This is a genomic window from Capnocytophaga sp. HP1101 (assembly GCF_054772415.1).
Genome location: NZ_BPUU01000016.1, coordinates 1 through 19,862, shown reverse-complemented (window position 1 = coordinate 19,862; position 19,862 = coordinate 1). Strand labels below are relative to the sequence as shown.

Annotated in this window: 18 protein-coding genes; 6 read left to right on the top strand and 12 right to left on the bottom strand. The window is 39.6% G+C overall.

The window, feature by feature from the left end; translation table 11 throughout:
* The first annotated feature begins 111 nt into the window (after positions 1 to 111).
* From lipA to prmC, 5 genes are read left to right on the top strand one after another with little or no spacing between them, the layout of a single operon-like run.
* Complete coding sequence (gene lipA / locus RCZ04_RS09690) at positions 112 to 1,011, top strand: lipoyl synthase (RefSeq protein WP_460485838.1); 900 nt, start codon at positions 112 to 114, stop codon at positions 1,009 to 1,011.
* A gap of 3 nt (positions 1,012 to 1,014) precedes the next feature.
* Positions 1,015 to 2,256, top strand: coding sequence for an ABC transporter permease (locus tag RCZ04_RS09685; RefSeq protein WP_460485837.1), 1,242 nt, complete (start codon positions 1,015 to 1,017; stop codon positions 2,254 to 2,256).
* Between the two features lie 2 nt (positions 2,257 to 2,258).
* Positions 2,259 to 3,197, top strand: a complete 939-nt coding sequence (locus RCZ04_RS09680; RefSeq protein ID WP_460485836.1) for a 1-aminocyclopropane-1-carboxylate deaminase/D-cysteine desulfhydrase — start codon at positions 2,259 to 2,261, stop codon at positions 3,195 to 3,197.
* Complete coding sequence (locus tag RCZ04_RS09675) at positions 3,181 to 4,236, top strand: glucosaminidase domain-containing protein (protein ID WP_460485835.1); 1,056 nt, start codon at positions 3,181 to 3,183, stop codon at positions 4,234 to 4,236. The genes RCZ04_RS09680 and RCZ04_RS09675 overlap by 17 nt, the downstream gene beginning before the upstream one ends.
* Positions 4,236 to 5,108, top strand: coding sequence for a N5-glutamine methyltransferase family protein (gene prmC / locus RCZ04_RS09670; RefSeq protein ID WP_460485834.1), 873 nt, complete (start codon positions 4,236 to 4,238; stop codon positions 5,106 to 5,108). Before RCZ04_RS09675 ends, prmC begins: the two co-directional genes overlap by 1 nt.
* Before the next feature lie 32 nt (positions 5,109 to 5,140).
* Here prmC and RCZ04_RS09665 read toward each other — a convergent pair whose 3' ends face one another.
* Genes RCZ04_RS09665 through ffh form a run of 5 tightly spaced genes read right to left on the bottom strand, consistent with a single transcriptional unit; the run spans position 5,141 to position 10,076 of the window.
* Positions 5,141 to 6,229 (bottom strand): CapA family protein, encoded by a 1,089-nt coding sequence (locus RCZ04_RS09665; protein ID WP_460485833.1) that lies wholly within the window; start codon positions 6,227 to 6,229, stop codon positions 5,141 to 5,143.
* The gene (locus tag RCZ04_RS09660) at positions 6,230 to 7,369 is read right to left on the bottom strand and encodes a P-loop NTPase family protein (RefSeq protein ID WP_460485832.1); all 1,140 of its coding nucleotides are present in this window, start codon (positions 7,367 to 7,369) and stop codon (positions 6,230 to 6,232) included.
* Positions 7,366 to 8,241 carry a bifunctional 5,10-methylenetetrahydrofolate dehydrogenase/5,10-methenyltetrahydrofolate cyclohydrolase gene (gene folD / locus RCZ04_RS09655; protein ID WP_460485831.1) on the bottom strand — a complete coding sequence of 292 codons (876 nt, stop codon included), beginning with the start codon at positions 8,239 to 8,241 and terminating at the stop codon, positions 7,366 to 7,368. Before folD ends, RCZ04_RS09660 begins: the two co-directional genes overlap by 4 nt.
* Positions 8,242 to 8,262: 21 nt before the next feature.
* Positions 8,263 to 8,721, bottom strand: coding sequence for a DUF2750 domain-containing protein (locus RCZ04_RS09650; RefSeq protein WP_460485830.1), 459 nt, complete (start codon positions 8,719 to 8,721; stop codon positions 8,263 to 8,265).
* Positions 8,722 to 8,744: 23 nt separating this feature from the next.
* On the bottom strand, positions 8,745 to 10,076 hold the full coding sequence (ffh, locus tag RCZ04_RS09645; protein WP_460485829.1) for a signal recognition particle protein: 1,332 nt from the start codon (positions 10,074 to 10,076) through the stop codon (positions 8,745 to 8,747).
* A gap of 764 nt (positions 10,077 to 10,840) precedes the next feature.
* Here ffh and recO point away from each other — a divergent pair.
* Entirely contained in the window at positions 10,841 to 11,557 is a 717-nt protein-coding gene (recO, locus tag RCZ04_RS09640; RefSeq protein WP_460485828.1) for a DNA repair protein RecO, read from the top strand.
* 189 nt (positions 11,558 to 11,746) lie between these two features.
* Here the strand turns inward: recO and lpdA are convergent, their stop codons facing one another.
* The 7 genes from lpdA to mutL all read right to left on the bottom strand — a co-directional run bounded on the left by lpdA (position 11,747) and on the right by mutL (position 19,687).
* Entirely contained in the window at positions 11,747 to 13,144 is a 1,398-nt protein-coding gene (gene lpdA, locus RCZ04_RS09635) for a dihydrolipoyl dehydrogenase (protein WP_460485827.1), read from the bottom strand.
* Between the two features lie 508 nt (positions 13,145 to 13,652).
* A complete protein-coding gene (locus RCZ04_RS09630; RefSeq protein WP_460485826.1) occupies positions 13,653 to 14,729 on the bottom strand; it encodes an AI-2E family transporter in 1,077 nt (358 codons plus the stop codon).
* A gap of 6 nt (positions 14,730 to 14,735) precedes the next feature.
* Positions 14,736 to 15,797, bottom strand: a complete 1,062-nt coding sequence (aroC, locus tag RCZ04_RS09625; RefSeq protein WP_460485825.1) for a chorismate synthase — start codon at positions 15,795 to 15,797, stop codon at positions 14,736 to 14,738.
* Positions 15,797 to 16,189 (bottom strand): SRPBCC family protein, encoded by a 393-nt coding sequence (locus tag RCZ04_RS09620; protein ID WP_460485824.1) that lies wholly within the window; start codon positions 16,187 to 16,189, stop codon positions 15,797 to 15,799. Before RCZ04_RS09620 ends, aroC begins: the two co-directional genes overlap by 1 nt.
* Positions 16,190 to 16,230: 41 nt before the next feature.
* Positions 16,231 to 17,004, bottom strand: a complete 774-nt coding sequence (locus tag RCZ04_RS09615; protein WP_460485823.1) for a DUF695 domain-containing protein — start codon at positions 17,002 to 17,004, stop codon at positions 16,231 to 16,233.
* Positions 17,005 to 17,051: 47 nt separating this feature from the next.
* Positions 17,052 to 17,822, bottom strand: a complete 771-nt coding sequence (locus RCZ04_RS09610; protein ID WP_460485822.1) for a rhomboid family intramembrane serine protease — start codon at positions 17,820 to 17,822, stop codon at positions 17,052 to 17,054.
* A 26-nt stretch (positions 17,823 to 17,848) separates the two neighbouring features.
* Positions 17,849 to 19,687 carry a DNA mismatch repair endonuclease MutL gene (gene mutL / locus RCZ04_RS09605; RefSeq protein WP_460485821.1) on the bottom strand — a complete coding sequence of 613 codons (1,839 nt, stop codon included), beginning with the start codon at positions 19,685 to 19,687 and terminating at the stop codon, positions 17,849 to 17,851.
* Between the last annotated feature and the right edge of the window lie 175 nt (positions 19,688 to 19,862).

The following is a 19,862-nucleotide window of genomic DNA, read 5'->3' as shown; positions in this document are numbered from 1 at the left end:
CTTATAATCAATACTTCTGATAGGAGATAGATATTTTTTAGGTTTAAAAACTTTTGTATTCGTCAATTTTGTAGTACCTTTGTAAAAAATTATATAGAATACTAAAGAAAAATGAATGCAGAAACACTTGCTGTAAACGAAATAGGAAATACGACCTCAACTACCTTAAAGAGCAATAAACCAGAGTGGATAAGGGTAAAATTACCGACTGGGAAGAAGTATACTGAGCTGAGGAGTGTGGTTGATAGATATAACCTTCACACAATTTGTACTTCGGGCAGTTGCCCTAATATGGGAGAATGTTGGGGGGAAGGCACAGCTACATTTATGATATTGGGGAATATCTGTACGCGTTCGTGTGGTTTTTGTGGGGTAAAAACGGGGCGTCCTGAAAGTTTAGATTGGGAAGAGCCCGAAAAGGTGGCGCGTTCTATCAAATTGATGAATATTAGTCACGCAGTACTTACCTCGGTAGATAGAGATGATTTAAAAGATATGGGGAGTATTATATGGGCTGAAACGGTGAGAGCCGTGCGCCGAATGAACCCTAATACCACAATGGAGACCTTGATTCCTGATTTTCAAGGAGTGGAACGCAACTTAAACCGTATATTGAAAGCAGCTCCTGAAATCATTTCGCACAATATGGAAACGGTGCGCCGATTGACTCGTGAAGTGCGTATACAAGCTAAATACGACCGCAGTTTAGGTGTATTACGTTACTTAAAAGAAAATGGGGCAAACCGTACTAAATCGGGGATTATGTTAGGGCTTGGAGAAACTGAGGAAGAAGTGATAGAGACCTTACACGACCTAAAAGAGGCAAAAGTGGATATTGTAACTATTGGGCAGTATTTGCAACCCTCGAAACAGCATCTTCCTGTAAAGAATTTTGTTACTCCTGAACAGTTTGCTAAATACAAAGAAATAGGGTTAGCATTAGGGTTTCGTCACGTGGAAAGTGGAGCTTTAGTACGTTCATCTTACCGCGCTCATAAGCATTTGTTATAAACCGTGTGGATTGTAATTCGTGAAAATATAAAAATAGCTCTTGACAGTATCAGAGGGCAGCTCTTGCGCACTATTCTCACTGTGCTTATTATTGCTATTGGCATTACGGCATTGGTAGGAATTTTGAGTGTGATTACTGCCTTGCGCAATACTTTGGAAGGCAATTTTTCTACGATGGGAGCTAATACATTTTCGATTACAAGATATCAATACAGTCAGCGAGCAGAGGGCAGTGGTACTACCCAAAAGCCACACCCTTTGATTAGCTATCAAGAAGCAGTAGCGTTTAAACAACAGTTAGACAATCCGTTTGCTAAAACGAGTATCTCTATGAATGTTGCTTCTTCAGCTGAAGTGAAATACGAAAACAAGAAAACAGACCCATTGGCGGTGGTAGTAGGTGTAGATGAGTACTACATTGGTAATTCGGGTTTAGAGATAGAAGAGGGGCGCAATTTCAGTGATTTCGACATACAAAATAACAGTTATGTATGTGTGATAGGTCCTGATTTCAAGAAGACTCTTCTCAAAGGCGTGAATCCATTAGGGAAGACCATTTCGGTACGCGGTTATAAATTCAAGATTATTGGTGTACTTAAAGAACAGAGTTCTTCTTTTGGTAATTACGAGAACTTTCAAGTGTTCATTCCGTTAGGTATTGCTCGCAGTGTTTTCCCTATTGATAATCCTAATTTCCAACTCAAGATTAGCGTTCAAAGCAAAGACCAGCTGGAAGGACTTATAAACGATGCTACCATAGTGATGCGCAATCTACGAGGCTTAGCACCTTTACAAGAGAATAATTTTGGGATAGAACGCAGTGATGACTTATTGCAACGCATAGGCAGTATTACAGGAACTCTCTCAGTAGCAGGTTTTGTTATAGGGCTGATTACCATTTTAGGTTCCTCAATCGCTCTACTGAACATTATGCTTGTTTCGGTAACCGAGCGCACCAAAGAGATAGGTATTCGCAAAGCGTTGGGAGCTAAACGCAAATCTATTACCTTACAGTTTTTTACTGAGACCCTAATGATTGCTCAATTAGGAGCACTTACCGGCATTGTATTAGGTATCAGTTTGGGATATGTGATATCTAAAGCTGTGAAGTTTGATTTTACCATTCCGTGGGGAGTTATAATAATTGCTATCTGTATAGCCCTTGTAGTGGCGGTGATATCAGGATTGTATCCAGCAGTAAAAGCCTCGAAGTTAGACCCTGTAGAAGCCTTGAGATATGAATAACTATGCAACCTTTATTGTTTAACAACCTCCATATAGAGAACGAACCTGTAAATATCCCGTTGCCCGATGGGATTACACTTACATTAAAGCGGGAAGATAAGAATCACCCTTTTGTATCAGGTAATAAGCTCAGAAAGCTCAAATACAACATTGTGCAAGCACAAGCAGAAGGTAAGGAAACGCTACTCACTTTTGGAGGGGCTTACTCCAATCATATTGCTGCGACAGCAGCGGCTGGGCAAATAATGGGTTTGAAGACCATAGGAGTGATTAGAGGCGATGAATTAGGTTCTAAAATAGATGTTAATCCCACGTTAAAGTTTGTTAAATCTTGTGGTATGGATTTTTACTTTGTTACAAGAGAGGCTTACCGACAAAAACACACGCCTGAATTCCTGGAAAATCTTAGGAAGCGCTATGGAGAAAACATCTATATAGCCCCTGAAGGAGGTACTAATGAACTGGCAGTGAAGGGTTGTGAGGAAATACTTACTCCTGAGGATAGTGCTTTTGATGTGATATGTACAGCTGTGGGTACAGGAGGTACTATTTCAGGACTTATCAATGCGAGTGCTAATCATCAGAAAGTCATTGGATTTCCTGCGTTAAAAGGAGCGTTTTTAAGTGAAATAATCAAGCAGTATACGACTAAGACTAATTGGGAATTAGTGCACGATTATCACTTCGGAGGTTATGCCAAAGTAACCGATGAATTAGTAGACTTTTTAAATGATTTTAACAGTCAGACGAAAATTTTATTAGACCCGATATATGTAGGTAAGATGATTTTTGCTATCTTTGCCCTCACGAAGCAAGGATATTTTGCGCCGAATACCCGTATATTAGCCATTCATACTGGTGGTTTACAAGGAATTAAGGGTTTTAACAACGAACGGATTAAAAAACATAAAAGTATATTGAATTATGATGAAAAGATTTAGTTTGCTATTGCTAATTCTCTTTATAATATCATCGTGCTCAGATCAACCTTACAAGAAAGGGAGAAATTCTCATTCGGTAATCTATCGTGGGCAAAAACCGGCACCACGGGTTGAGGTGAAGAAACCTACCCATTCGGAGATAGCACAACGAAATAAGGCATTAGCGGAATCAAAGCATAATCGCAGAGATATCTCAGAGGACAGCTTTCACGAGATAGTTCCTGCGGTACAGGTTACTGCAGCCGTTACTCAAAAGTATATTCAAGATTATAAGGATATTGCAATGGTAGAAATGCAACGTTACAATATTCCTGCAAGCATAACTTTGGCACAAGGTATTTTAGAAAGTGGTTCGGGGCAAGGACGCTTGGCTCGTTACGGCAATAACCACTTTGGTATTAAATGTCACGCAACTTGGAACGGTAAAACCATCACTCACGATGACGATGAGAAGAGTGAGTGTTTTCGCAAATACAAATATGCATACGAATCATTTGAAGATCACTCACAATTTCTTGTGAATCGCAATCGTTATAAAGCATTGTTTGACCTTAATCCTACTGATTATGAAAGCTGGGCACACGGGCTTAAAAAGGCAGGTTATGCCACTGATCCTACTTATGCGAGGAAGCTGATAGCGCTTATCAAGAAGTTTGAATTACATCAGTACGACAATCAAGTAATAGCAGCTAAAGGGGGAAATATAACTTCTTCTAACACCCAGGTTGCAAGTGTTTCTACTCCTAAAAAAGAAATTTCTAAACCAACTACTGTTGTAAGAACAACACCTAAACAAGTTGCCATCACTAAGCCTACTGTTACTAAAACTACAACAGTGAAATCTACTAATACTATTGATACTACAGCTATTGAAAAAGAGGCGATTGCTGAAGTATATTATCAAGTACAAACAGGTGATACCCTTTATAAGATAGCACGCGAGCAACAAGTGTCTGTACAACAGCTGATGAAGCTCAATAATTTTGATGATGTAGCAAGTAGCAACCTAAAAGTGGGGCAACAAATACGAGTGAACTAATGACTTTTAGTGAACTAAGAGATCATATTCATCATAAATTAGAAGTACTTTATCCTAAAAGTGAAATAAATGCTTTTTACTTTATTCTTTTGGAGTATTATGGAAAGTATAGTAAAGCCACTGTATTAGCAAATTCGAGCGAGCTACTTTCCGAAAATATAGCACAACCTATTTTACAAGCGATTAGAGAATTACAAACAGCGAAACCTATACAGTATATTTTGGGCGAAACAGAGTTCTTCTCTAATCGTTTTTTCGTAAATGAAAATGTATTGATACCTCGTCCTGAAACAGAAGAATTAGTGGAGTGGGTAATAGAAGAGAGTAAATTTAATAAGGGTAATATTAAGATATTAGATATAGGAACGGGTAGTGGTTGTATTGCCGTATCTCTTGCTAAGGCTCTCCCCAATGCCGTAGTAACTGCTATAGATGTATCAGAGGAGGCTTTGGAGGTAGCTAAACGCAATGCCGAATTAAACGCTGTGACTGTTCATTTTTTACAACAAGATATTTTACAAATAGACATTCTTCCTAATAAATATGATATTATTATTTCCAATCCGCCCTACGTACGTCAGTTTGAGAAAAAAGAGATGCGTGATAACGTCTTAGAATATGAACCTCATTTAGCACTCTTTGTCCCTGATAATAATCCATTATTATTTTACAATAAAATAGCTTCTCTTGCTCAACAGAGCCTAAATCCTAATGGAAGTCTTTTCTTTGAAATTAATCAGTATTTAGGAAAGGAAATGCAAGCGTTATTAAAGCAAAAGCATTTTACTGAGATAACCTTACGCCAAGACCTCTTTGGTAATGACAGAATGATAAAATCCAAGCAACCGCGTAAAAGTTCTTTTATTTTTTAACTGATACATAAAAGAAGTATTTTAATAAGCTGCTATAATTTCTCATTCACTAAAACATTAGATTTAAAGAGTTTTCGAGAGTTATTTATGAAAATATTCATACTGTCTTTAGCATTCTCGCTGAGATCTTTGTATTGATTTTTCTCGTACTCTTTACAGGGCAAAATTTCAAAAAGATATTTCTTGTTTGCTTTAGGAGTACGATTTACCCAAACTAAATAATATCCTTTATCGGTTATTCGAGTACCGTAGGCATCTTTAAAAAGGGTCAATTCTACCATTGCACCTCCGTCCGAAGGACTTTTGCGTTGGTTTGAAACAAAGTTACCCAGAGAATAAACAATAAACTGTTCTTTGTGAAGTCCTGTTTGAGGATAGTAATACATAGGTTGTAGCACGTGTGGGTGACCGCCTATGATAATATCTACACCGTTGTCGAAAAGAAATTGAGCTACTTCTTCCTGCTTTTTGTTTTGTCTTTGTTGGTATTCTATGCCCCAGTGTATCACTACTATCAACTTGTCGAGATTTGCCTTCTTTGCCTTCTCAATATCCTGTTTCATTAGGTCGAGATTTATTTTATTTACAATAGTAGGTTCTGGCACAGGTAAACCATTAGTACCATAAGTATAGTTGAGTATCCCTACTGAAATTCCATTCTTAGAAAGTACTAATAAGTTACGTTTCTCAAATTCTTCTTTGTTCCGAAAGCTACCCGTATGAGCTATTTTTAGAGAGTCGAGCACATCTAAAGTACGTATAATTCCTTTCTTTCCTCTATCACAAGTGTGATTATTGGCGGTTACCAACACATCTATGCCGCTATCTCTGCAAGCTAATGCTAAAGCATCAGGTGATGAAAACTGTGGATAACCTGTATAAGGTTTCCCTGCCAAAGTTACTTCCAAATTGGCAATAGCAAAATCTACTTGTGCAAACTTATGCTTGATTTTTTCGAATACAGGCATATAATTGTACTGTTGGGTCTCTATATCATAAGCTCCTTCTACTTGTGGCACGTGTCCCATTATATCACCCATAAACAGTAACGACATTCGGTTACCTGTTTCTTGAGCAAATGCTACCGAGAAAATAAGAAAACTGAGAAATACACGTATCATTTATTTAAAACCTATTTTAGTATGTTTGTTTTGTTCTTTAAGTTCTTTTATATCTATATTGGTAAGCTCTGCTAATGAGTAAGGCTTATCAACTGTGATATCTCTATCGGTAGATTGTAAATACTTATTGCACTTCTCTACCGTCAGTTCTTTAAACTTATACTCGGCTATCAATCTGCCTTTGCGCAATAGTGCTGAGTCTATCTTAGAAATATCCGAATTGAAAGTACAAATCAGTTGACATTCTAAGACGTCCGAGAGCATACCGTCAGCTATGTTGAGTATAGACGATACTACATCAGTATTACTGTTGAAAGCCGTGCGCTCAGCAATATAATTCTCACAATCTTCAAGTACCAAAACAGAGTTCTTATTACCTATGAGCAAACTGATAAACGCAGGGTCAGTAAGTGAACCTATCATTGTAGTAGGCACAAAAATAAACTTCTTATTCGGAATTTGGCTCGTAAGCCATTTGATGTAGTTCGTCTTCCCTGAACCTGCAATGCCGTGAAAAAGTACTACCCCTTTATTGTCGTTCGTCAAGGCATTCTTCACTCGGCTGTGTACCTCAAAGAAATCATCGTTATACATCGTTTCAAAGTCAATGCGGTAAGGCTTGATACTATGAGTTTTGATTTCCAATCCTATTTGTGTTTTCAGCAATATAGAAACCTTAGATTCTTTAGAGATATACTTTTCGATATACTCTGAAAATAAGGTGTTGAGATGTTCTTTAGCCTTAGGATTGTCGTTTTGATAGTATACTGAATTTACTTTGTAGAGTCCGTCTTCAAAAATCTGGTTATCGTAGTCGTTTGAGAGATTTTTGTCTATCACCAAAAAGGTTTCTAAATCTGGGTGAAAATAGCACTCTTCTGATTCGTATAATTCATTTTGCTTAGAAGCGTATTCTATAGTATAATAGTCGGTGCATTTCTCAAAATGTTTCAGCTTGTCTCGTTGGATAACCAAATCTTCTCCGCCTATATAGATACGTGCCATTAAGTCGTCCAACAAACAACGATACGGATTGCTAAATGTGAGAAGTTTGTATTTGTCGTAAACCTCTACGTGGTCATCAGAGTCTATCTGTAAGAGGTTTACAGGGTGATAATATTTAGATTCTTTTATTTTCATTGATACCATTTATAAGCTAATAGTGTATTCTTCAATAGCATTGCTATAGTCATAGGCCCCACTCCTCCTGGTACGGGAGTAATATAACTCGCTTTTTGTTTTACCTCGTCAAAAGCTACATCGCCTACAATGCGATAGCCTTTAGGTGCTGAAACGTCTTTTAGGCGGGTGATTCCTACATCTATCACGGTTACGCTCTCTTTTACCATATCACCTTTGAGAAACTCAGGAATACCTAATGCCATTACAATAATATCGGCTTGACGGGTGAGCTCGGCGAGGTTTGGGGTATGACTATGAGTGAGGGTAACGGTCGCGTTGCCTTGTGCTCCTTTCTGGTTGAGCAATATACTAATAGGGCGACCTACGATGTGTGAGCGACCTACCACCACCACGTGTTTGCCTTTAGTGGGCACCTCGTAGCGTTTGAGCAATTCCATAATGCCAAAAGGTGTAGCAGGAATGAATGCCTCCATATCCAATGCCATTCGTCCGAAGTTAGCAGGGTGAAAGCCATCTACATCTTTGGTAGGGTCAATAGCTAAAAGTATTTTCTGTTCGTCGATGTGTTTAGGCAGGGGTAATTGCACTATATAGCCGTTAATGTCAGGATTAGTGTTTAGCTTTTCAATTTCTTGCAAAAGCATTTCCTCAGTAATATCGGCAGGCAGTTTTACCAAAGTAGACTCAAAGCCCACTTGCTCACAAGCCTTTACTTTACTACCTACATAGGTGAGACTTGCCCCATCATTGCCTACGAGTACAGCCGCCAAGTGTGGAGCCTTTTTACCCTGAGCTTTCAGTTGCTTTACCTCTTCAGCAATCTCTTGTTTGAGCGCTTCCGAAGTTTTTTTACCGTCTAAAATAGTCATTTGTTGTTAGGTATTTAGGGATTAGTGAGCAGCCTCTTCATCGGTGATGTCAAGCTCTATTTGGTTCAAAAGTTGTTTTACTTGTGCTAATGATTCAAACGAATCACTAAAAGTAACAGCTGTTTTGGTTCTGTCAATTTCCTCTACAAGTCCTTTTATCATATCCACGGGTACGACTTCTTCGCCTCCTGATAAGTCAGCTTTAAAACCAATACCTACAGCCATTGTTTCTACTTGCATTCCGAAACAAATCTCAATAAACTCCTCTAAGGAAGCCGATTTCACAACTCCCTTAGCCCATTCGTCGGCTTTGCAAGCTATAGCTTTTTCCTCAGTATCCCAAAAGAGGGCTACAGGAATCGCTTCTTTTGTTTCTTCAATATAGAAGGCTTGCGAACCACACATCGCAAAAGCTTCGTCTACCTCTAAGTAGAACACTTCTTTGTTCTTTACTACAGTTTTTATGAATTTTTGTAACATATTTGTATTATTTATTTTTTTACTTAACCTCTCATTCCCTGCATCATTTGCATCATTTTTCTACCACCACCACCTTGCATCATTTTCATCATTTTGCTCATTTGTTCAAACTGTTTCATTAATTGATTTATCTCTTGAATGTCCCGACCGCTACCTTTAGCAATGCGTTTTTTGCGACTCAAATCAATAATGGCAGGCGTACTGCGTTCCTTTGGGGTCATTGAGTGGATAATGGCTTCTATATGTTTGAAAGCATCATCTTTGATATCAAGATCTTTCACGGCTTTGCCCACACCAGGGAGCATTCCCAATAGGTCTTTCATACTACCCATACGCTTGATTTGCTGTATTTGTTCGAGGAAGTCGTCAAAACCAAATTGATTCTTAGCAATTTTCTTTTGTAATTTGCGTGCTTGCTCTTCGTCAAACTGTTCCTGAGCGCGTTCTACCAATGAAACCACGTCCCCCATCCCAAGGATACGATCAGCCATACGTTCAGGGTAGAACACATCAATGGCGTCCATTTTCTCGCCTGTACCCACAAATTTGATAGGCTTGTTCACTACTGATTTGATAGTGATTGCCGCCCCACCACGGGTATCCCCGTCAAGTTTGGTGAGGATTACCCCATCGAAGTTGAGCACATCGTTGAAGGCTTTAGCCGTGTTCACCGCATCTTGCCCCGTCATCGCATCTACTACAAAAAGGGTTTCTTGCGGGTTGAGCGCTTTGTGGATGTTTGAGATTTCGTTCATCATTTGCTCATCGACCGCCAACCGACCTGCGGTATCCACAATCACCACATTCAAGTGGTTGTCCTTGGCGTATTGTACCCCTTTTTTAGCAATATCCACAGGGTCATTGTTACCTTTATCGGAGAATACAGGCACGCCTACTTGTTCCCCTACGATGTGCAATTGGTCTATCGCAGCAGGGCGATACACGTCACACGCTACGAGCAATGGTTTTTTATTTCTTTTGTTTTTAAGATAGTTAGCCAATTTCCCAGAGAAAGTAGTCTTACCAGAACCTTGTAGCCCCGACATCAATATAACAGTAGGGTTGCCTGATAAGTTCACTCCAGCAGCATCACCTCCCATCAGTTGGGTAAGTTCATCTTTTACGATTTTTACCATTAGTTGCCCAGGTTGCAAGGTAGTGAGCACCTGTTGCCCTAAAGCTTTTTCTTTTACATTGTTCGTAAAATCTTTGGCTATTTTATAATTCACGTCGGCATCAAGCAAGGCACGACGCACTTCTTTCAGCGTTTCAGCTACGTTAATTTCGGTAATTTTTCCGTGCCCTTTTAGGTTATGTAGGGCTTTCTCTAATTTATCACTTAAATTATCAAACATTTTTGTCCATTTTAAAAGTTGTGCAAAGGTACTGAAAAAAAGTGAAAACTAAAAACTAAACAGCTAAAAAAGTATATTACTACGTTCAATAAGGTGTTTTTACATACTATAACTCCTTATTTTATAGAATTTTAAAAACTGCTACGGATAAGATTTTTAGTATTTACCCTCACCTTTCCGTCCCTACATTCCCTCTTTGGAGGTTGTCCGCGATAGTGGAGTAAGTGAATAGCAGGAGGTTTCTTTCATTTTTCCGTCACTACAATTCCCCCTTTGGAGGGGGTTAGGGGGAGGTTTCTCTCATTTTCCCATCGCATCTCCCCCCTAATGCCTATGGCCTAAGGTCTAATGCCTCTTCTCTTTCTTTCGTCTCAAAACCCCATTTTTGGCATTATTGTATTACAGTATTAATCAATTACTTATACGCCATTTGTATATCAATCGTCCAAGATTCGTATAAGCATCCTATAAGCTTTGTATAAGCTAACCATACCTATTTTACCTTTTACCTTTTATCTTTTACCTCAAAACTCTCTTCCGAATTCCTCCGTTTCCTTCCGAAATCACTGATATATCATTTTTAGCGGTATACACTTTTCCAAAGTTTTTAATCGCTCGTCGTGCTACGACCTCGCACTGCCCGTCGTGCTCCAACTGGTATTATTCGTATTTATAGTATATTGCCATTATCCTTGATTTATATCACCAATTGCGCCCTATTAAACTCTTTTTTGTATTTTTGCAACCCTATTCATAGAGGAAGTATGTACGATAAAGTTCAAGCCATAGTTATTTCAACTCTCAAATATAGCGATAACAGTCTTATAGTGAAGTGTTTTACCCAAACGCTGGGCACTCGCAGTTATCTGTTACAAGGTATTTTAGCACAGAAGAAAGGTAGCTTGAAAATAGCCCTCTTCCAACCCTTTACGTTGTTAGAACTTGTGGCTACTCATAAAAATAACGGTACGTTAGGACGTGTAAAAGAAGCTAAAATAGCCACTCCTTATCATTCCCTACATACCGATATCTACAAGAGTGCTGTAAGTATGTTCCTTTCCGAAATCTGTGCTTTTGTTTGTAGTTCAGAAGCCCCCGACGAAGAATTATTTTCCTTTTTAGAACAGAAGTTCCTCTTTTTTGATAGAAACGATTTCTCCGCAAATTTTCACTTAAAGTTCCTGCTCGATATGTCGCGTCATCTCGGTTTTTACCCCGATATCACTCACGAGCATTTGCCCTTCTTTTTGCTGGAAGACGGCATCTTCAGTAGCAGTGATGAAAATAAATACGCCATTACAGGCACTACTCTCTCATTGTTTAAAACCCTCCTACATACTGATTACGCTCAGTTATCAAGCATTAAAAGCAATAAAAACGAACGCAATACCCTGCTCTATCAGCTACTTAAATATTATGAATGGCACTTCCCAAACTTCCGACAAATTAAATCCTTAGAGGTGCTACAAACGCTCTTTTAGTACTATTCCAACATAATGCATCGCTGTTTTTTACTCCCACACTTTGCGAAAGGTTTAAACTTTCTCAAAGTTAATCATAGCAAACAGCCTGTTAGATTTCTTATCTCAAACTTATACTAATAAAAAAACTCCAAGTAAAATCTTTCTACTTGGAGTTTTTCGTATATATTAATTAAAAAAATAGTGACATTAAATGTCGATAGCTTCGCCGTAAGCAGCCGCTACCGCTTCTTTTACACCTTCACTCATAGTAGGGTGTGGGTGTACTGCTTTGATGATTTCGTGACCAGTAGTTTCCAACTTACGAGCTACCACTGCTTCAGCAATCATATCGGTAACCCCTGCGCCAATCATATGGCAACCTAACCATTCACCATATTTAGCATCAAAAATTACTTTGATGAAGCCTTCAGTAGTTCCCGCTGCATTCGCTTTTCCTGAAGCAGTGAATGGGAATTTACCTACCTTTATCTCATAGCCTTTCTCTTTGGCTTGCTTTTCTGTCAAACCTACTGAAGCTATTTCAGGAGTACAGTAAGTACAACCTGGGATATTACCGTAGTTAAGTGGTTCAACGTGCATTCCTTTAATCTTTTCAACGCAAATAATACCTTCCGCTGAAGCTACGTGCGCTAAGGCTTGACCAGGAACTACGTCACCAATAGCGTAATAACCAGGAACATTAGTTTGGTAAAACTCGTTTACTTGAATTTTATCGCGTTCTGTTTTAATACCTACCGCTTCAAGTCCGATGTTTTCAATATTCGTTTTGATACCAACAGCTGAAAGGAGAATGTCTGCTTCCAAAACTTCCTCACCTTTAGCAGTTTTCACAAATGCTTTTACACCTTTGCCTGAAGTATCCACTTTAGTAACCTCGGCAGAAGTCATAATCTTAATACCTGATTTTGTAAGGCTCTTTTCTAATTGTTTAGAGATATCCTCATCTTCCACCGGAACGATATTAGGCATAAACTCTACGATGGTTACCTCAGTACCCATAGCGTTGTAGAAGTAAGCAAACTCAATACCAATCGCGCCACTACCCACTACAATCATTTTCTTAGGTTGCTCAGGCAGTGTAAGCGCTTGGCGGTAACCAATGATTTTTTTACCATCTTGTGGTAAAGCAGGCAATTCACGTGAGCGTGCCCCAGTAGCAATAATGATGTGGTCAGCACTGTATTCAGTTACTTTGCCGTCTTTGTCTTTCACATCTACCTTTTTGCCAGGTTTTAGGGTACCATAACCCATTATCACATCAATTTTGTTCTTTTTCATCAAGAACTGCACCCCTTTGCTCATTGTAGCAGCTACCTCGCGACTGCGTTTGATAACCGCGTAAAAATCCTTGTCAAAAGAGTCTTTCTTTAAGGTAATACCATAGTTCTCAGCGTGCTTTAAGTATTCAAACACTTGTGCTGATTTTAGCAAGGCTTTAGTAGGGATACAACCCCAGTTAAGGCAGATACCGCCGAGGTTTTCTTTTTCGATAACAGCGGTCTTAAAACCTAATTGAGAAGCGCGAATGGCGGTAACATACCCACCAGGACCACTTCCTAATACAATAACGTCGTATTTACTCATTTCTTTTAAAATTTATCAATTTTGATATTAGGCTACAAAGTTACGAATAATATTTTGAATAAAAGCTATTCTATTCACTTTTTTATTTATACGTAATTTTATATACTTGAATAATAAATATTTAACTTACGATTATTTGAAGTAAATAAGATAATCAAATTATTTATGTCTAAAAATCATAAAAATTGTAGAATCACTGTATTTTCTCAAAGTCTTATTACCTTAAAAAAAGCAATTGATATTCAGTTATCTATCATTATAACTTCATCATAGCTTCGTCTTTTCTCTATCTGCCTGTGTAGCTCGCACCGTTCTTTGTTCGTCTTTTGTTCGTCTTTTGTTCGTCTTTTGTTCGTCTTTTGTTCGTCTTTTGTTCGTCATTCCATTGCTACACTTCCCCCTTTGGAGGTTGTCTACGATAGCGTAGTAAGCTAATAGGGGGAGGTTTCCTTCGTCCTTAGAGTTCGTTTATTCTAATTCAAAGCAAAGAGAGCAAGGAAATTCATACTTATATATTTTTAGTAAGAAGTTCCACTACCTTATTATTAGGAAAAAACTCTTTCAGGATAACTTTCAAAACAGTATAAGCGGGAATAGCCACTACCATTCCTACAATCCCGAAAAGCATGCCACTAATAAGCGTGATTAAGAAAATTTCTAATGGTGTAGATTTCACTGAATTAGAAAAGATAAGCGGTTGAGAAAAGAAATTATCAATAAACTGGCCTATTATGAACCCTATCAACACATAAATAGTAGTAGGCAGGCTTACCGTCATAAAGTCGTTTTGCAAGTTGCTACTCATTGTGAGTAATGCCATTAGCACAAAGCCTATCATCGGACCTATATAGGGGATCAGGTTCAGTAAAGCGCATAAAAGAGCTATGATAAAAGCATTTTCCACTCCAAAAATGAGTAAAACTACTGTGTAAATAACAAAAAGTATGGTAATTTGTAGTATCAACCCTACAAAATAACGTGACAATAGGTCGTTTATCTTAAAAATAGATGTTTTTAGTTTGCGTTTGCGTTTAGGTGAGAAGATAGAGAGCACCGCGATGAGTATTCTGTCGCCGTCTTTCATAAAAAAGAAGGTAATAAAGAGTACCGAAAAGAATCCTATACCAAAACTACTGATAAACGAGATAAACGAGTTCAAAAAGTTAGGGATATCAATAAAGTTCAAGAGCTCTTGTACCCCAAAGGAATAATCTTCTTTTTGCATTCCCACCATAGAAAGCGTTTGTTGTAATAAGTCATCAAGGTTCGTTTTGAGCAGGTCTAAGTTTAAGCTCGAAAGGTTCTTACCCTGTGAGATGAGCAGTGGTATAAACAAGCTAAACACTCCTCCACTCAAGAGCACGAACAGCAACATCGTAAGCACTACACAGAGAGTTTGACTCTTAATTTTAAGTCGTTTGTGAAAGAACTGTATAAGCGGTTTGCCCATCAGTGTAAGTACTAACGACACGATGATATAAATAATAATAGATTGTAGTAAGTAGAGCGTATAGAGCCCTAATACTACCAAGACTATAATTCCTACGGCGCGCAAAATGCCGTTTGTAAGTTCTTTTGAGGTCATTTTTTCCTAATGATAACTATTATTTAATAGATAAAAATCCAATAACACTATCGCTGCCATTGCCTCTACAATAGGTACTGCGCGTGGCACTACACAAGGGTCGTGCCTACCTTTGCCTTGCATTTCTACTATATTGCCGTGTGCGTCAGGGGCGGGTTGCTTTTGCATAAGGGTAGCTACGGGCTTAAAAGCTAAACGAAAATAGATATCCATACCATTGCTTATACCCCCTTGTATACCTCCTGAGCGATTGGTTTGGGTAGTGCCATCGGGGTTGTAAAGGTCATTATGTGCACTGCCTCGCATAGCAGTACCTGCAAAGCCACTACCATATTCAAAGCCTTTTACAGCGTTGATAGAGAGCATTGCCTTTCCCAGTTGTGCGTGGAGCTTGTCAAACACTGGCTCTCCTAATCCTACGGGTACTCCCTTAATAACACAACTTACGATACCGCCCACGGTATCGCCTTCTTTGCGAATAGCTTTGATATAGGTTTCCATTTTGGCTGCTAAAGTAGGATCGGGACAACGTACGGTATTACTCTCAGCAAGTGCCAAATTAAGCTCGCTATAAGGTGTATTGAGCTGCAGTTCACCCACGCCCGACACATAAGCTGTGATCTGCACATCCTTGAGCACTTGCTTAGCTATCGCTCCTGCTACTACTCTACAAGCAGTTTCACGGGCTGACGACCTGCCTCCTCCACGGTAATCTCGAATACCGTACTTTTGCTCATATACATAATCGGCGTGGCTGGGACGATACACTTCTGCTATATGCGCATAGTCGGCTGAGTGTTGGTTCTCGTTCTCTATTACGAACCCTATGGGCGTACCAGTCGTTTTCCCCTCAAAAATACCCGAGAGAAACCGCACTTTATCCCCCTCTTTCCGTTGGGTAACAATAGCCGATTGCCCTGGCTTACGACGGTCTAATTCCTGCTGAATAACCTCAAAATCAAGGGCTATATTGGGCGGACAACCGTCAATTACACCGCCTAAAGCCTCGCCGTGCGATTCTCCAAAGGTAGTAAGCCTAAAGAGCGTTCCTATACTATTCCCTGCCATTACAATGCTTGCATTTTGGTTACTAAGGTCTCCATAAATTTGCTGATAGGCGTTTTGACCATCATTGCCATTACGGGGTTGAAGTTACCCTCAAACAATAGCTGTACTTCGCTTTCATTATCAGATACTTCTGCTATATTAGTAGTGAGTTGAAAAGGTATTTTGCCATTAGCCTCCCCTAAAACCAACTGTCTATCGGGCGTACTGCTTTTCTTCTCTAAGGATATTTCGGGCATTCCTTTTAGGGCAAATACAAAGGAATCATTACTAAGCATTTGAAACTTACTAATGTTCTCTGGCATCAATCTCTCAAAATTAGCCACGTTTTCTAACAGCGCAAAGAGCTCTTTAGCGCTCTTTGCTACAATTGTTTTTTTACTTTCTAAGTTCATATTTGTTACTTCTTAAATTGCCAATTGTCAATCGTCAATTATTACTTAACCAAAACTGTCTCCCAGCCATCGTATTGACCATTCGTATCAAGGGCAACGTCTATCAAATCCCACGTATCTCCATTGATATCGTCTACCGTATTCACTTTAGTGAGAATAAGATGGTAATAAACCTCTTGTGCCGACTCATCTCCATCGGGTACTACTTTACCACTGTCCTGCACTTGGTAACCCAGCGCCTGCACCTTCGCCAAAGCGTCGTTCATATCCTTTTCAGTATCAAAGTACAACCAATGATCAATAGGTCGCTCTTGGTCGGTATGGTCGCCCGATTCTATACAATGCCTGCGCACATTGTCGTTTTTAATGCCTTGATGCTCGTAGATATTGGGGTAAAGATAGTCAGTGTACACCTCCCAACCCGCATCATCTACGATATGTATCTCGGGCTTATAGTCGCTCACTTTAGCAAACGACGCCTCAATAGCGCTTACCAATGCCGTAGCCTCTTGCGTATAGATAAACCACGTAACATTGCCTTGATAGGTCACCACCCCTGCCAAAAGGTCGCTTTGCTTTAGAGCAGGCATTAGGTGCGCATCTTCAATGTCGTACAAACGCGTACGTTCGGCGTCCGATGAGAAACCGTGCTCGTCAGGATGCTTAAGCTCAAGGTTCAATCTCACACACTGAGCGTACCCTTCCAGCGGAAGTGCCAAGTCCGCAAGCCCCAAATTAATCCGAAACATAGCAGGCTTATCTTCCACCCTTCCTATGTAAACCGCCCAGTTCTCTGGGATTTGATTGTTCTCCATATAATATGTTATTTAAAAGTAGAATTTCCATAGGGACTCTTTATTATCTACCTTCTGTCCCATCTATTCTTATCAAAACTGTGTTTTTTCCAATACAGCATAATGAGAAACCCGATGAGAGCTCCACCCACGTGAGCAAAATGCGCGATATTACCGCCAAAGAGAGAGAAACCAGTAAAGCCTGAAAGCAAGTCGATGCCCACGAGTATAGGGATAAAATAGCGTGCTGCGACAGGGTAGGGGATAAAGAAGAGCATTAATTTGGCATCGGGGAAGAACATTCCAAAGGCTACCAAAATACCGTAAATAGCTCCTGAAGCCCCTACTGTAATACCTGCAAATGAAGAAGCCATAGTATTAATAGTATCGGCTGAAACATAGTTAGTCCAAACAGATGGGTAAGTTCCTGTGCTAATAGTATTCATTAGGTCTTCCATAGTAACCCCCATACCGCTAAGTGCTTCAAGGGTGTGATGCACATAATAGTAATTCACTCCCGTATGTAATAATGCAGCTCCTATGCCACAAGAGAAATAGAAGAATAGAAACTTGTTGCGCCCCCAAATATTCTCTAAGGGAGTTCCGAAAGCCCACAGAGCGTACATATTAAAGAGCAGGTGTATAAAATCAGCGTGCATAAACATATAGCTGATGTATTGCCACCATCGGAAATTAGGATTTTCAAAATAATGTAAGGCAAAAGTACCATTGAAATTTACTTGAGGCAAAAATAAGCCTTTTTCATTCAATGCCGTAAGTGCCAATACTATGGTATTGATAATAATCAGATGTAGTACTGTTTTTGATATTCTTTCCATTTTTAGTCTTTAGTCATTAGTTGTTATTAGAACAAGTTTTCAATATCACTTGCTGAAAGACTGTAGTAAATACGCTTTCCAAAAGGCGAAATTAATACTTCTTGACAACTAAACAAATTATTTATCAAAGTTTCTTGTTCTTCTTCGCTGAGCACTTGCCCTGTTTTTACTGCTAAATTCTTGCATAACGCTTTAGCAAATGCTTCTTTTTGAGTATTTTCGGTAGCAGGTAAAGCTTCAATGTGCTGTTGCAAAAGCTCGTTGAAAATATTGGGTATCTCACTATCGGTAAGGTGCAAAGGTATACCACTTATCACTATTTTGTCACTCTCTATAGTAAACATAAAACCACTGTGCTCAAAGAGGTCTCGCAACTGACCAATTACTTCCAATTCGTGAGGTGCAAATGGCAACTCATAGGGGAACATCAGTTGCTGACTTGCCGTGTGGGTGGACTGGAGGTTCTTCATTAAATCCTCAAAAAGCACGCGTTGGTGTGCCCTGTTTATATTGATGATGATGAGCTCTCCGCCTAAGGTAGTGACTAAGTACTTTTTAGCTAAAGCGATAATTTTCTTGCCTTGACTGCGCTCCGGTGTAGCTTCAAAAAGGGAACTTACAATAGTTTCAGCAGGGGGCGTATTTATTGCTGATTCAATACCGGTGTACAAACTTTCCCAAGAAGGAGCTTTTTTGGTGTAAGAGCCAAAATTACTATGGCTACTTCCGCTACTGCTTCGGCTCACATACTCTTCTTTAAACGGATTGAAATTAGAGTCGATTTCAATTTTTGGAAACTCTGGCGTTTTATCTTTGTAATCGTACGGAATATCGAAAGTAGGGTCTTTACTAAAATCAAGGGTGGGAGCAATGTTAAACTGACCTAAACTGTGCTTTACTGCTGATTTTAGCAAAGCGTAAATACTATGCTCTTCTTCAAACTTAATCTCGGTTTTCGTAGGGTGAATGTTGATATCAATAGTTGCGGGGTCTACCTCCAAACTGATGAAATACTCGGGCTTCTGGTCGGTGTGAATGAGACCTTCATAAGCGGCGGTAATGGCGTGGTTCAAGTATTGATTTTTCACAAACCTATGATTGACCATCAAGAATTGTAAGTTTTTAGTCTTTGCCAAATACTCAGGTTTTACAATAAAACCACTGATTTGCACTACAGGTGTATCTTCGGCGATAATTGGTACCAACTTCTCATTGGTCTTGCCGCCAAAGAGATGCACAATGCGCTGACGGAAATTGGTAGCTGGTAGGTTGAACAGCTCATTGCCGTTGTTGTATAAATAGAAATGAATAGCAGGGTGTGCCAACGCTACACGATGAAACTCATCGAGGATATGGCGGAATTCTACCGTATCCGATTTTAAGAAGTTACGACGTGCCGGAATGTTGAAAAACAAATTTTTCATTGCAATGCTCGTACCGGTAGGGCATACGCAGGGCTCTTGTTTAGTAATCTTGCTTCCTTCGATGTGTATTTCAGTACCCAACTCGTCTTCAGGGCGTTTGGTTTGCATCTCGACGTGCGCAATGGCTACTATTGACGCTAATGCTTCCCCACGGAAACCTTTGGTTTGCAAGTGAAAAAGGTCTTCCGCCTTTTGTATCTTGGAGGTGGCGTGGCGCTCAAAAGCCATACGCGCATCGGTAGTACTCATACCGATACCGTTGTCGATTACCTGCACGAGGGTTTTGCCTGCGTCCTTAATGAGCAGTTTTATTTCGGTAGCACCAGCATCAATGGCGTTCTCCATCAGCTCTTTTACTGCTGAAGCGGGACGCTGAATTACTTCGCCAGCGGCTATTTGGTTGGCTACGTGATCGGGTAATAATCTTATAATATCTGACATTCTATTTATTTAGGTAAAAGGTAAGTCGTAGCACGACAGGCAGTGTGAGCCACACAGGCAGGCGCGAGTCGCACGGGCAGGTGCGAGCCGCACAGGCAAATAATAAAGTTTAAATAAAGATAAGACGAACAAAGAACGAACAAAGAACGAACAAACAAAGAACGAACAAAGAACG

Coding starts and splice junctions, on each gene's coding strand:
- lipA (WP_460485838.1), top strand. CDS start 112: ATGAATGCAGAAACACTTGCTGTAAACGAAATAGGAAATACGACCTCA.
- RCZ04_RS09680 (WP_460485836.1), top strand. CDS start 2,259: ATGCAACCTTTATTGTTTAACAACCTCCATATAGAGAACGAACCTGTA.
- RCZ04_RS09675 (WP_460485835.1), top strand. CDS start 3,181: ATGATGAAAAGATTTAGTTTGCTATTGCTAATTCTCTTTATAATATCA.
- prmC (WP_460485834.1), top strand. CDS start 4,236: ATGACTTTTAGTGAACTAAGAGATCATATTCATCATAAATTAGAAGTA.
- RCZ04_RS09665 (WP_460485833.1), bottom strand. CDS start 6,229: ATGATACGTGTATTTCTCAGTTTTCTTATTTTCTCGGTAGCATTTGCT.
- RCZ04_RS09660 (WP_460485832.1), bottom strand. CDS start 7,369: ATGAAAATAAAAGAATCTAAATATTATCACCCTGTAAACCTCTTACAG.
- folD (WP_460485831.1), bottom strand. CDS start 8,241: ATGACTATTTTAGACGGTAAAAAAACTTCGGAAGCGCTCAAACAAGAG.
- RCZ04_RS09650 (WP_460485830.1), bottom strand. CDS start 8,721: ATGTTACAAAAATTCATAAAAACTGTAGTAAAGAACAAAGAAGTGTTC.
- ffh (WP_460485829.1), bottom strand. CDS start 10,076: ATGTTTGATAATTTAAGTGATAAATTAGAGAAAGCCCTACATAACCTA.
- recO (WP_460485828.1), top strand. CDS start 10,841: ATGTACGATAAAGTTCAAGCCATAGTTATTTCAACTCTCAAATATAGC.
- lpdA (WP_460485827.1), bottom strand. CDS start 13,144: ATGAGTAAATACGACGTTATTGTATTAGGAAGTGGTCCTGGTGGGTAT.
- RCZ04_RS09630 (WP_460485826.1), bottom strand. CDS start 14,729: ATGACCTCAAAAGAACTTACAAACGGCATTTTGCGCGCCGTAGGAATT.
- aroC (WP_460485825.1), bottom strand. CDS start 15,797: ATGGCAGGGAATAGTATAGGAACGCTCTTTAGGCTTACTACCTTTGGA.
- RCZ04_RS09620 (WP_460485824.1), bottom strand. CDS start 16,189: ATGAACTTAGAAAGTAAAAAAACAATTGTAGCAAAGAGCGCTAAAGAG.
- RCZ04_RS09615 (WP_460485823.1), bottom strand. CDS start 17,004: ATGGAGAACAATCAAATCCCAGAGAACTGGGCGGTTTACATAGGAAGG.
- RCZ04_RS09610 (WP_460485822.1), bottom strand. CDS start 17,822: ATGGAAAGAATATCAAAAACAGTACTACATCTGATTATTATCAATACC.
- mutL (WP_460485821.1), bottom strand. CDS start 19,687: ATGTCAGATATTATAAGATTATTACCCGATCACGTAGCCAACCAAATA.